General features: G+C 60.5%; 5 protein-coding genes. 2 read left to right on the top strand and 3 right to left on the bottom strand.

Features of this window, described 5'->3' with window-relative positions; genetic code table 11:
• Nucleotides 1-15: 15 nt before the first annotated feature.
• On the bottom strand, nucleotides 16-7,857 hold the full coding sequence (locus JFN93_RS11540; RefSeq protein WP_199384225.1) for a carboxypeptidase regulatory-like domain-containing protein: 7,842 nt from the start codon (nucleotides 7,855-7,857) through the stop codon (nucleotides 16-18).
• A gap of 63 nt (nucleotides 7,858-7,920) precedes the next feature.
• Complete coding sequence (locus tag JFN93_RS11535) at nucleotides 7,921-9,972, bottom strand: chitobiase/beta-hexosaminidase C-terminal domain-containing protein (RefSeq protein ID WP_199384224.1); 2,052 nt, start codon at nucleotides 9,970-9,972, stop codon at nucleotides 7,921-7,923.
• 569 nt (nucleotides 9,973-10,541) lie between these two features.
• On the opposite strand from JFN93_RS11535, the gene JFN93_RS11530 reads away from it, so the two are divergent.
• Both JFN93_RS11530 and JFN93_RS11525 read left to right on the top strand, forming a co-directional pair.
• Nucleotides 10,542-11,555, top strand: coding sequence for a zinc-dependent alcohol dehydrogenase family protein (locus tag JFN93_RS11530; protein WP_199384223.1), 1,014 nt, complete (start codon nucleotides 10,542-10,544; stop codon nucleotides 11,553-11,555).
• 715 nt (nucleotides 11,556-12,270) lie between these two features.
• Nucleotides 12,271-12,459, top strand: coding sequence for a hypothetical protein (locus JFN93_RS11525; protein ID WP_199384222.1), 189 nt, complete (start codon nucleotides 12,271-12,273; stop codon nucleotides 12,457-12,459).
• Between the two features lie 170 nt (nucleotides 12,460-12,629).
• Here JFN93_RS11525 and JFN93_RS11520 read toward each other — a convergent pair whose 3' ends face one another.
• Complete coding sequence (locus tag JFN93_RS11520; protein WP_199384221.1) at nucleotides 12,630-13,367, bottom strand: SDR family NAD(P)-dependent oxidoreductase; 738 nt, start codon at nucleotides 13,365-13,367, stop codon at nucleotides 12,630-12,632.
• Between the last annotated feature and the right edge of the window lie 32 nt (nucleotides 13,368-13,399).

The raw sequence follows: 13,399 nt of genomic DNA, 5'->3' as shown, positions 1-13,399 counted from the left end.
TCACTCCATCAATCATTAAGGTAGCAAGACGGTCTGGCGCGCGGCCTTTTGCAGGATAAGCAGCGCGTCGGTGATATCGATCTTCCCGTCGGGGGCGGCGACGCCGCCGACCACCGGGGCCACGTCGCAGTGAACCAGCGCCTCGGGCGTGGCGGCATCGAGCCCCACCGCGATCCGCAGCACCTTGATCGCGTCCAAAAGGGTCGGCACGCCGGTGTCCCCCAGGGTGCCGTCCGGGCCGCAGGCCTCGGTGCGGTCGATACCGCTTACGTCGGTGCCGCCGCTTACCGTGATCCGGGTGGCGGTGCCGGTTTCGGCGGAGCTTTTGTACCAGTGGTCGACCCCGTTGACCGTGAAACGGAGCCGGTAGTTGCCGTCGGGAACGCCGCTGATCTGGTAGTGACCGCCGAAGAGTGGGGCAGCTTCGGCGACCAACCCGCCGGAGTACCAGTCGAAGAGCCGGACGTTCCCGATGGTCAACGAGCAGCCGGTATCGCCGGTAACCGTTCCGGAGATGGTCGCGCCGCCGGCGACAAGGGTGACGTCGTTGCCGTCGGCGCTGGCGCCGGGCGTCACCGCGACCGCGGTGGCGGTCTCGGCGTCATTGGCGTTTCGGTACCACTGGCGGAGCAGTCCGGGGTTGGGCGGAGCAAAAAAGAGCTTGTAGCTTCCGGCGGCCAGCCCCCACAAGGTGAACTGCTCGGCGTTTTGAGGGGTGACGAACGTTTGGGCCACCACCTTGTCGTCGGCGTCATATGCCGTTACCGACACGGTGGTCCACTCGGTGCAGAGGCTGGCCGGCAGGGAGACCGCACCGGTGATGGCTCCCCCGGGAACCATCTGCGCGTCGATTCCCGAGTTCACCTGCCCGGCCACTACTCCCACATCGCTCGCCCCCACGCTTCCTGCCGTAGCGTACCACCGGGTCTGGTACCCTCCTACCGTCAGGTTCGGATAATCCGTTTCGAATTTGACCCGGTAGGAGCCGGTGGGGAGACCGAAACGGAAGTAGGTGCCGTCGGATTCCGTTTGGGTGGTTCCAACGATGGCCCCGGTGGTGCTGTCGTAGACCAACACCGTGACGTAAGGGATGACCGCGCCGGAAGGGTCGGTCACCGTGCCGGTAATGGCCCCCAGGGTGTCGACTGTGAAATCGACACCCGAGGTTTCCTGGGGGGAGGTTACGGTGACCGGTCCGATGGGAGCAAGGGTCCCGGCAGAACTCGTGGCCGTGGTAGTGGGCATGTCGGGCGAGGCGGTCAAGCGCTTGGGACTTGTTGCCGGTACCCCGTTGGCAAGGCCCGAGGACGCTCGTTGCTGGGCAGCCGATACCAGGGATACATTCCCTACCGTCGAGACGCTCCCCAAGGTGGCGGAAGACGACCCGAGGTAGCCGGTCCCCCCCGTGGTGCTGGTCGTGGTGCTTGTCGTGGTGCCGTCGATGGTTGGTCCCGGATACGAGCCAGGAAGGTAGTAGTAAAGCTGGTAGCTGCCGCTGGGCAGTCCGCCGATGGAGAAGGCCCCGTAGGAGTCGGAGTAGCTATACCTAACCGAGCTTCCCGAACCGGCATTTCTTGCTTCGACGACCACCCCGGGAACCGGTTCCCCGGTCCTGGAGTCGGTAACGTGCCCACTGATGGTCCCATTACCCGTTGTTACCCCGCCGCCTGGCTGAAGGGAGAGGTCGGCTGCGGTCGCCGTCGTCGCTGCCGCCACCGTCACCCGCACCTGTGGGCCCGGCAGATACCCGTTCTGATTCGCCGAGACGAAATATTCCCCGCTCGGCACCCCAGTGATGAAGTACGTTCCATCCGCCGCAGTGAAGCCGCCCAGTCCATACAGCGACTGGGAGGTGGACGCGACGTAGACCGAGGCATTCCCGATCCCCCGCAGGGTTACCCCATCGATGACCCGTCCGGAGATGTTGCCGCCCTGGCCGAGACGCACGTCAACACCCGAGGTGGTTGCCGGCGCCGAAACGGCGATGGTGGCGGGGCAGCCGCCACCCACCCCCACTCCGTCGAAAACTCCGCCGAGGTAGTTGTTGGTGGAGATGACCTGCAGCCGGTAGTTTCCGCTGGCGAGGCCGGCGATCGTGAAACTGCCGTCGGCTGCGGTGTCAACGGCACCGGTCGAGTTCCCGGTTCGCGTGTCGACCGAGAAGACGTGGGCCAACAACCCGACCCCGGTGCTGCGATCGGTCACCGTGCCGGAAATGGCGCCGCCGCCGGCAAGGGTCGCGTCGAGGGTGGTCTCGGCGGGAGCCGTCACCGCCACCGAAGTGCTGAACTGCAGGTAGCCGCTGCGGTCAAAGGAAATCCGGTAGCTGCCGCTCACCACCCCAGAGACCCGGTAGCGGCCGAAGCTGTCGGTCCAGCCGTATCCGACAGAGCTCCCGGATGCGGTCATCAGCTGGACCGAGACTCCGCTGATGGGGAGCCCGGTCGCGGCATCGGTCACCGTACCGGAAACCGCCCCCCCCTTCTCCAGGGCCGCGTCGATGCCGGAAACGGGCACCCCGGCAGCGGCGGCAACGACGTCCGCAGTCCCATACCCTGCCTTGGCGTTGTACCACTGGGCAGTGTAATCGGTCCCCGAGAAGCGGATCCGGTAATTGCCGTTGGGAAGCCCGGAGATGGTGTAATTCCCGGAACTGTCGGTGTAGGTGGAGCGGCCCCAGTTGCTCGTCGCGACGTCGACGGCGATCACGGAGATCCAAGCAAGCCCGGTCCCGGTCCCCTTGTCGGTCACCGTGCCGGTGATGCTTGCGCCGACCAAAAGTGCCGCGTTTACGCCGCTGGTCGTGTTGGGCGCCGTTACGGCGACGGTGGCGGCGGAGGTCTGGTTACCGGCTCCCCCGGACCACTGGCCGATATACCCGGACGCCGAGTAGGAAACTTGGTAGCTCCCGCTGGCAAGTCCGGGAATGGTGTAGGTGCCGTCGGCGCCGGCGCCGGCGCTGCCGACATATTGGCCGGTGCTGGCATCGTAGGCGGTGGCGCTGGCATAGGGGATGCCGGCCCCGGTCGCGCGGTCGGTGATTTTTCCGGTGATGCTCCCCCCGCGAGCCAGGGCGACATCGATCCCGGTGACGGCACCGCCAGGTACCACCGCGACCACCGAGGCCGCAGCCTGACTCGTCCCGCCGTACCACTGTGCGAGGTATCCCGAGGCGAAGGCCTCGATCTTGAAGCGGCCGGAAAGCCCGGAGATGCTATACCGTCCCGAGCTGTCGGTTCCGGTTGACGTGACATAGGAGCCGCTATCGGCATCGTAGACGGTGACGGTGGCCGAGGTAATCGCTCCCCCGGTGCCGGCCGTAATGGTCCCGGAGACGCTCCCCCCCTTCTGCAAGGCGGCGTTGACACCGCTCGCGGTACTACCGGCGCTCACGACGATTTCCGTTGCCGAGGCCGAGTCCGGCTTGTTGCCATACCACTGGCCGAGGTAACCGTAATCGGCCCAGAAGCGGACCTTGTACCGGCCGGTCGCCATCCCGGACATGGTGTAGTTGCCCGAACCATCGGTAGTGGCCGAACCTCCCCAGGCGCCGGTAACGGCATCGTGGGCCGTGACGTATATCCCGTAAATCGCGGCGCCGGTATCGGCGGAGGTGACGGTCCCGGAAATCCGGCCGGCGATGTTCAGGGCCGCATCGATACCGGTCACCGCTGCCGGAGCAGTAATGACCACCGGGGTGGCCGTGGAGCTATCGGATCGGCCGTTGTACCACTGGTTGAGGTAACCGTTGGCTCGGAAGGAAACCTTATAGCTGCCGCTGCGGACCCCGGACAGGAGGTAAGCCCCGGTAGCGTCGGTAGGAGCGCTTTGGGCCGGCGAACCGGTGTTGGCATTTACCAGCTGTACCCAGACCCCACTGATGCCGCTGCCGGTCGCACTGTCGGTGACCCGTCCGGAAATGCTGCCGACGAAGGAGTAGCTGGCGGTCTTCACCGCCTCCTGGTTGCCGAAGGCATCCACCGAGTAGTACTTGAGCCCGATATCGCCGGAGAGGGCGATCGGGGCGGTGTACGGGAGATTGGGGGTGCATCCGCCCCCCAGGCAGTAGAAGGTGCCGACGCAGCCGCTGCCGCCGGGGTCGTCGCTGCAGGCCAAGGTGACCGACTGCGCGGTGCTGTAGTTGGTGCCGCTCCCCGGGGTGGCGGTCGTGGTCGGAGGGAGGGAGTCGATGGTCCAGCCGGCCACCGTCGCCGAAGCGCTCCGCTGCTCACGGTCGGACGTTTTCCCGATGACCGCAACCACGTGCGCCCCGCCGCTCAGGCCGGTGAGGGTGATGGGGGTGGCGACCGGGATGGCGTCCGGGCCGAAGCCCCCCCCGTCCACGGCGTAGCGGTAGGAGACGATGCCGTCGCCGGCCACGGTGATGGTAGCGGAATTTTCCCGGACGGCGCTGGTGGGCGCGCCGGAGAGGACCGCCCGCGGCTCGCCCGGATCGAACTCGTAGGCGCCGATGTCAAGCCGCGCCGCGCCCCCGGCGGTCCCGGCGGTCCCGGCGATCAGGCGCGGGGCGCCGGCCAGGTCGAAATCGGGAACGCCGGCTACGCTGGCATCCCCCGCGTCGATGGCCGGGGAGCCCGCCGTCAGGCTGAAATATCCGAAGGACGGACCGTTCAGCAGCGGATCGGCGCTCAGGTTGCCGTTCACCCCGTTCTGGCCGCTGCAGGTGCCGCCGAAGGTGGCGCCGCCTAAGGCGTAGACGAGGTTGTCCTGAAATGCCGGGGGGAGCGCATCGGAATACCAACCCTGCTCGCACTGCACCGGAGTCTGGTCGTTTTGGGAGGTGACGATGGTATTGGCGATCAAGGTTCCATCGTTGGGGCCGGAGGCCAGGATTCCTGCGCCGGACGGGGCTTCGTTGAGGGCGATGGTGTTGCCCTCCAGGGTGAGTTGGGCCCCGACCTGGAATTCCTGCAACAGGTACACGCCCCCGCCGGCGACGGCGCGGTTGCCGGCTACCACATTTTGGAGGACCGAGACGTTGTCGCTGTCTTCGATCGCGACGCCCCCTCCGTTTTGGCCGCAGGAATTGTTCCGGACCGTGTTGTTCCGGATGGTGGCCCCGAAGGAATCGCTCACCAGGATGCCGCCGCCGCTGCCGTAGGAAACCGTGTTGTTGCTGATCGTGTTGCCGATGATCCGGGCATCGGCACCGCCGTCCAGTAAGATGCCTCCGCCGCCGTAGTAATAGGAGGAACTGCCCATGCTGTTGTTGGTAATCAGGTTCCCCTGCAGCAAGGGCGATCCCTGATAAATCCCCACCCCGGCGCCGGCATAGGCCGTGTTGCCGGTGATCCGGTTATTGAGGATCGCCGGAGCGGACTGGGCCACGTAAACCCCGCCGCCATACCCCAAGTTATTGGAACTGGTCCCGTTGCGCAGGGTGAAACCGTCCAGCACCGAGGTCCGCATCTCACCGGAGACAAAACTGACTACCGAGCCGGCATGTCCCCCGTCGATGATGGTGGCGGCAGCCCCGTCGCTGCTGGTGACCGAGATCGCCTTTCCCTTGAAGTCGATGTTCTCGCGGTAGGTTCCCGGAGCGACGACGATGGTATCGCCGTCCTGGGCCGCATCGATGGCCCCCTGGATGGTCGCCTGGCCAGCCGGGACGTTGATGGTTGCGGGGGGACCGGAACGGATGGTGTAACGCTCGGTCTTGTCGCGTTCCCAGTTTCCCACCCTATCGCTTGAGTAGTAGGTGAGATAGGTCGACTCGGAGATGGCGATCGGGCCGGAGTAGGCGGTGTGCGGGGTACACCCCTTGCCGAGGCAGTAGTAGGTCGCGGAGCAGCCGGTCCCGCCGCCGTCGCTGCAGGAAAGCGTCACCGTCTGGGGAGCGGTGAAGATTCCCGACGCAACCGACGGGGTCGTCGTGGGCGGGTCGGCATCGATCACGTAGGAGACGGTCTGAACCGCCTCCGCGTTGCCGGACTTGTCCACGGAGTAGAACCTCAGGTCGTTGGAACGGGAAATGTTCACGTACGAGGTGTACAGGTTGGTCGGGGTGCACCCGGTACCGAGGCAGTAATAGGTGTGGGCGCATCCGCTGCCGCTCCCGTCGGAGCACCAAAGGCTCACCGAAAGGGACTGGTAGGTGCCGGAAGACGAACCGGTGGTAGTCACCGGAGGGGTGACGTCGGGGATGATCGTGAAGGACAACGTTTTCACGGCTTCGGCATTGCCGCCGCGGTCGACCGAGTAATAGCGCAGGTCGGTGGAGGCGGTGATGGGGATGGCGGTGCTGTAGGTCGTCGTGGGTGTGCAGCCGCTACCTGTGCAGTAGTAGGTGGTGGCGCACCCCAGGCCGCTGTCGCCGCAGTAAAGCGCTACGTCCCGTTCTCCCGAATAGGTGCCGCCGCCCAGGGAAGACGACGTCGACGGCGGAGTGTGGTCGAAGGTGTAGTGCCCGGTGTTGACCTGCTCGTAGTTCCCCGCCGTGTCCGACGAGGAGAAGCTGAGGTAGGTGTCGGAGGCAATGCTCAGCGGCGTGGTGTAGGGAATGGTCGGGGTACAACCGGAGCCGAGACAGTAAAGGGTTGCGGCGCACCCGGCCCCGGCACCGTCGCTGCAGGAAAGGGCAACGCTCTGGGGCGTGCTGTACATCCCGGCGCCCGGAGCCGCCGTCGTGGTCGGGGCCGAGACGTCGGGGTTCGCTCCGGCCTGGAAGCTGACCTGGTCCAGGAAAGCCGACTCCCAGGGGACGGTGTAGCTTTGGGGGGTGAAGGTCCAGCGCAGGGTGTGGCTTCCGGCCGGGACGAGAACGGACTGCGGCCGCCATCCGGTCGTGTTGTTGAAGGTGGTGTTGCTCCAGGTGGTGGTGATGGTTCCGTCGATGGTGAGGGAAAGCGAGCCGTCGTAGTAGCCCGAATCGATCCGCCACCAGAACCGGAGCGCACCGGGCCCGGTGACGGTGGTTTCCAGCCAGCTCGACTGTCCCGAAGTGACCGCGCCGCTTTGCCAGGCGATCCCGTCGCGGGTCACGTCCGGCTGTACGAACCAGGAGACGTCGCCGCCGGAGGTGAAGGTGAGGTCGCTCGTTTCGGTGTTGACCACCCACCCGGCGGCGGTGGCGGTCTCCGCTTTCTGCTCCAGGCCCGAGCCGTTTTTCCCCAAAACGACGATAAAGTGCCGGCCGTTGCTGAGACCGGTGAGGGTGATCGGGGTCGCGACGGCGGTATCCCCGGAAAAGGCGCCCCCGTCCAGGGCATAGCGGTACGAGACGACGCCGGTTCCGCTCACCGTCAGGGTGAGGCTGTTGCTGGTGAGAAAGGCGGTCGGCACTCCCGCCAGCTGTGCGACCGGGTAGGCGGGATCGAACTCGTAGGCGCCGATGTCGATCGTCGCGGTCCCGTCCCCGTTCCCGTCGACGACTCGCGTCCCTCCTCCCAGGTCCGTGGCGGGAATCGAGGCAACCGTTCCGTCCCCGGCGTCGATCGCGGGGGAACCGGCCCGAAGCGCAGCGAGCCCCTGGGTGACGTTATTCAACAGGGGGTCGCCGGCGAGGTTCCCCTTGATCCCGGTCTGGTCCGGGCACCCGGTTGCATAGGCGGTCCCGGAGGGGGCATAGACGAGGTTGTGGCTGAAGTTTCCGAGCGACGAAGCGGAGCAGACTACCGCGCTCTTTCCCGGCACCCCGAGCAGCACGTTGTTCACGAACGTGCCGCCGCCGAGGGAAACCGCCGCATTGTCGGAGTATGCCCCGCCGGTGGAATCGTTGTTGGCAATGGTGTTGTTGATGAAGACGGTGGGACCGTAGCCGGTGGTCAGTCCGCCGTGGGAGGGAGCCTGGTTATTGACGACCAGGTTCTGCAGGAAGGTGGTCGTAGAGCTGTTCACGCTCGAGATGCCGCCCCCCTCGGTAGTGGCGGTGTTGTTCCGGAAGACGTTTCCCTGGACCAGCTAGTTCCCCGCAGCCCAGAGGGAGATCCCGCCGCCGTTACTGGCGCGGTTTTGGTAGATGCTGTTCCCGGTGACCTCTGCCACCGTCGTGGAACCAGTCAGACTGATGCCGCCCCCCCAATCGCCGCTGTTTTGGTAGATGCTGTTGTTCCGGATCGACGGGGAGCCGAAATAAACCGCGATTCCTCCGCCGAAATCGCCGGTGTTTCCGTAGACCTTGTTGTTGGTGATGGTTGGGGAACTGTTTCCGACGTAGATCCCCCCGCCGTTATAGCTTGCCGAGCCGTTACGGATGGAAAATCCGTCCAGCACGGAGGCACGGGTCTCTCCGGATACCAGGGAAACGACGGAGCCGTTGCGGTTCCCGTCGATGATGGTGGCGTCGGCGCCGCCGCTGCTGGTAACGGTGATGTTCTTGCCGTGGAAGTCGATGTTTTCCAGGTAGGTGCCTGGGGCGACGAGCACGGTGTCCCCGTTGTAGGCCGCGTCGATGGCCGCCTGGATGGTGGCCATGTCGGCCGGCACGTTGATGGTCCGCGCCTGGCTCCCCCGCACGTAGTTAAGCGTGTTAACCGACTCGTTGTTGTAGGCATTGTCGGAAGAGTAGAAGCGGAGCACCGTGGTGTCGTTGATGCGGATCGGGACACTGTAATTTATGTTCGGAGTGCAGTTGGGGCCGGTGCAGTAATAGGTCTGGTTGCATCCGGTGCCGCTGCCGTCACTGCAGGAAAGGGTGACGACCGGAGCCTCGGTGTAGGTACCGGCCGACGGGCTCGCCGAGGTGACCGGCGGGGTCTTGTCGATCACGTACGATACCGTCTGCACCGCTTCGCTGTTGCCGCTGTTATCGGTGGAGTAGAACCGGAGATCGCTGGAGTTGGTGAGGTACGGGATCTGGTTCGCATAGAGCGTGGTCGGCGTGCAGCCGCTCCCCAGGCAGTAGTACGTGGCGGCGCAACCGCTGCCGTTTCCGTCGCTGCAGGTGAAGTAAGGATAGAAGGCCGCGTAGGTTCCGCTGACACGGGAGGGGGTAGTCGTCGGAGGGGTGGTGTCCGCCGTGATGGTGTAGTTGGCGGTAGAGACCGCCTCGGTGTTGCCGGCGCGGTCGGTGGAATAGTAACGGAGCACCGTCGAGGCATTAACGGCAATGGAAGTGGAGTACTGATAGGCCGTCGTCGGGGTGCAGCCGCTTCCTGTGCAGTAATAGGTGGAGGCGCATCCCATGCCGGAATCGCTGCAGCTGAGCTGGATCGAGCGCCCCCCGACATAGGAGCCGGCCGCGGGATTGGCGTTGGTGGTCGGAGCTTGGTTATCGATGTAGTAGGAGGTCTGTTGAACCGTTTCGCTGTTGCCGGCGACATCCGTCGAATAAAACCTGATGGGCGTCGAGGAGGACAGGGCAATCGGAGCTGTGTAGCTGCTGGTCGGGGAGCAGCCGCTTCCGAGGCAGTAATAGGTAGAGGCGCAACCGCTCCCGGTACCGTCGCTGCAGGAAAGAGTGACGCTTTGGCCGGCCGGGTAATAGTAGTACCCCGCAGGGGAAGCGGTCGTGGTCGGAGCGGTGAGATCGAAGGTACCCGGGGTGAAGGTGATCTGGTCCAGCCAGGCGGAATTGCTGCCGCTTAAGATGGAACCGTCGGTGGAATAGGTCCAGCGCAGGGTATGGGTGCCGGCGGGAACGGAGAAACTCTTGTACTGCCAGTCGATCTCGCCGCGGATGTCAGTTTGGGCGGTGCCGTCGATGCTGAAGCGGAGCGGGTCGCAGCATCCCTCCGAGGAGACCTTCCACCAGAACCGGATCACGCCGGGTCCGGTGACCGTGGTCTCCATCCAGCTCGACTGGCTGTTGGAAATCGCCCCGCTCTGGAAGGCATTGCCGCCGCTGTGAGATGTGGCCGTCTCCGTGAACCAGTTGGCGTTACCGCCGTAGGAGAAGGTGAGATCATCGGCCCAGGCCGCAGATTTGGGAAGGATCACGAACAGGGAAAACAGCAGCAACCAGAAAGACAGTCCCCTTTTTAAAACCCCACCGCACCTCAATTCACTCAGCATGCAATTGCCCTCCCGGCATCAGATCACAACATTGGACAGGAAAAACCAATTGGTATTCCAATATTCGTGCCCATTCCAGGAGCAATTCAGAACCCTATACATTTCAACACAATAGCACACCGGACCTAAGCCAGCGTTATCATTAACTTCATTTTACTGTTCATTTTGTTACAGCCGATTTCGGTAAGCTTTTGTAATAGTGTCACTTTGGATAGACTGTAACAAAATGGACAGTCCATTTTGTTACAGAACCACCCGCCAAACGCAGATCAGTCCTTGATACCCCCCTTTGACAAAGGGGGGATGGGGGGATTTGCCTTTTTAATGGCGCAACAGAACCCATTCCCACCCTGCGGTGCCAGCTCGCCCTGACGACAGCACGCCCCTGATGCGAGGTTATCGCCAGCCGAGGCCCGCACATTAATCGCTTAACAACACCCCTCGAAGAGGATCATAATTCAACCAGAAGTCTCAACTACTGGATCAAATCTACCCGGACTGAGACATCGGACACTCTTTTCGATCCAGACGTAGCTGACACCCAAACCATTTGCAAAGATGAGGCGCCTATGAAAGCGATACGACTAAAAGGATCCGGTGGGCTCGAACGCCTGACGATGGTCGAGGCGCAAGAGCCGGGCCCGCCGCAGCAGGGCGAAATCCTGGTGCGGCTATTGGCAAATTCCCTCAATTATCATGATTACCTCGTCGCCCTCGGCAAGATTCGCACTGCGGAAGGACTCATCCCGTTGTCCGATGGTGCAGGCATCGTCGAAAGCGTCGGGAAAGGGGTGACCGAGTTTGCCGTCGGCGATCACGTCGTTTCCTGTTTTTTCCCCGAGTGGCAAAACGGAGAACCGGTACCCTCCGCCGTCGCAAAGGTCCCTGGCGACAGCTCGGATGGCTATGCACAGGAGAAGGTAGTGCGGCCGGCGCACTGGTTCACCCGCGCGCCGAAAAACTACAACCATGCCGAAGCGGCAACGTTGCCAACTGCCGCTCTCACTGCGTGGCGTGCCCTCGTCAGTGATGGCCCATTGAAGGCCGGCGAGACGGTACTGACGTTAGGCACCGGCGGTGTGTCGATCTTCGCGCTGCAATTCGCAAAAATGATGGGCGCAGTTACGATCGTCACTTCCTCCTCGGATGAAAAGCTGGCCCGCGCCCGCACCTTGAGCGCCGATCATACCATCAACTACAAGACCTATCCGAATTGGTCCGATCAGGTATTAGAGCTGACCCGCGGACGCGGCGTAGATCATGTCATCGAAGTGGGCGGTCCCGACACGCTGCCGCAGTCGATCAGGGCAAGCCGCATCGGGGGACACATCGAGTACATCGGCGTCCTGACCGGTTTCTCCGGACCGATTCCGACCGTGGAGCTGTTGGCACGACAAGTGAGGCTTCAAGGCATCCAAGTCGGAAGCCGCCAGCAGCAGATCGAGATGATCCGGGCCCTCGACGCCAATGACGTAAAGCCGGCAATCGACAAGACCTTCCCGCTAAAAAACCTGTTCGAGGCCTTTCAATACGAGGCGGCCGGAGCCCATTTCGGAAAGATTTGCATTGAGATTGCCGGTTAGGGTCCATTCTCCGGGAGGCGGCGGAAGCTGCCAAGACGACAAACGGCCGACCAGAGTGCATAACTGGTCGGCCGTTCCTTTTAGAATTTCCAAGGTTTGTAGTAAGACGACGTGAAACTTAAAATCTTAACAACGTCCCCTCGGGGCGCCTCCAATATTACCGTATAGAACAAGCAACTTATTTTCCAAGTTTTTTTCGAGCGGATGCAACCAGCTTAAAATTAAGTCTGAAAAATACAAAGACTAATACAATAAAACCAACTTTATAAATTATTGGAAAGGTTGAAAACAATACTGGAACCAATAAAATAGCGGTGCCAGTATAATATATAGTCCTTCCTTTTTTAAAGTTGTTAATGTCAAAAACTTCACGCTTCCCAAAAAACATCACTGCTAAATAAATTGACGCAAGTACCAAAGAGAACAGCATCATTAGTGCTTCAGTAAAAGGATCCACATTACCGCCTTGGATTGCCAAAATATCCGCAACATAAAGATTAATTAATCCAAATCAAACCAGTGGTACCAGCAATCGTTCTTATGAAGGTCCCGACAGAAAGGGCGGGAGTGCCTACCGCAGCTAACCCTGAAGGCACATTTAGGGGGACGCCCATGCAATTATGTGTTGCTTTCCCATGGTGATATGGCAATTTTAAGCACATGCCCCGTCAAGCCCGCATAGACACTCCCGGAGCTCTCCGGTGGTTGGCATGTTGTGGAAGATGCCCGACGCTGCAACACGTTCTTAAAGAGCGACGAGCGTATTCTTGGTGATAGCGACTTCGTTGAAGCCGTCCTGAAAGTAGCAAATGAACAAATGGAAAGGAGGGCTGCCTACAAAGACAGCCAAATTGAGCTGGAGCAAATCGCCCACAGAGTGGCGGAGATCTTTAAAGTTGATTGATAGCATCATATCCCGCAAAAATTTCGTCGTCCATATCGAACATTATTATGTCTTTTGATAATGCTTTCGATAGCTTTGAGTCAAAGAACATCATCACGTTGGTTCTAAATTAAATTTAAATACTCTAACTACAATTGGTCCAATTTTGTGTTCCATTGTTTTTGCTCCTTTTACCAGGGACTTAATTCGGTTTCATCCTCTATGTCGTTACTGAAAAACTTACCTGTCGGTCCATCATCATCAGTTAGCGTATGTTTAATGATAAACTCTGCTGCGCTTTCTATTGTTCCTGTCCCAATATGGTTATTAAAATCTGTTGCAGTAAAACCAGGGTCAATTGCATTTACTTTAAAACTCAATCCTTTTAGTTCATAGGCTAAAACAATGGTGTAAGCATTCAAAGCTGCTTTTGAAGTTATATACCCCACATGTTTTACATCATAATATTTCCAACTCGGATCGCTGTGTAAAGTTAAAGATCCAAGACCGGATGTGATAATGCTAATACGTGGGCTTTTAGACTTTTTAAGCAGTTCTAAAAAGGATTGTGCAACACTAATCCCGCCAAAAAAATTGGTATCAAACACTTTCTGAATCTCTTTGATAGGCGTATCAATGGCATGTTGAGGCACTTCTCCGAGTATGCCTGCATTACTTATCAAAATGTCCAATTTGCCCTGCTCTGTTTCGATCCTATTCTTGGCGGACAAAATGGTATCTGGCTTAGTGACATCAATTTCAATAGCTTTAATGTTATCAAATCCATCTTCTGTTAATTCTTTTAAAACAATGTTCCCCTTTTCAATGTTACGACTGCCCAAATAAACAAGCAGCCCTTTTTTTGAAAGTTGTCTTGCTGTTTCCAATCCTATGTTTCTGTTGGCTCCTGTAATTAATACCGATTTCATTTTGTTCTCCTTATATTTTGTATGAAGTTCCT

Source organism: Geomesophilobacter sediminis (genome assembly GCF_016458275.1).
Lineage (GTDB): Bacteria > Desulfobacterota > Desulfuromonadia > Geobacterales > Geobacteraceae > Geomesophilobacter > Geomesophilobacter sediminis.
Note: the sequence above shows the minus strand (reverse complement) of the source record. Positions and strands in the feature narration are given on the sequence as shown.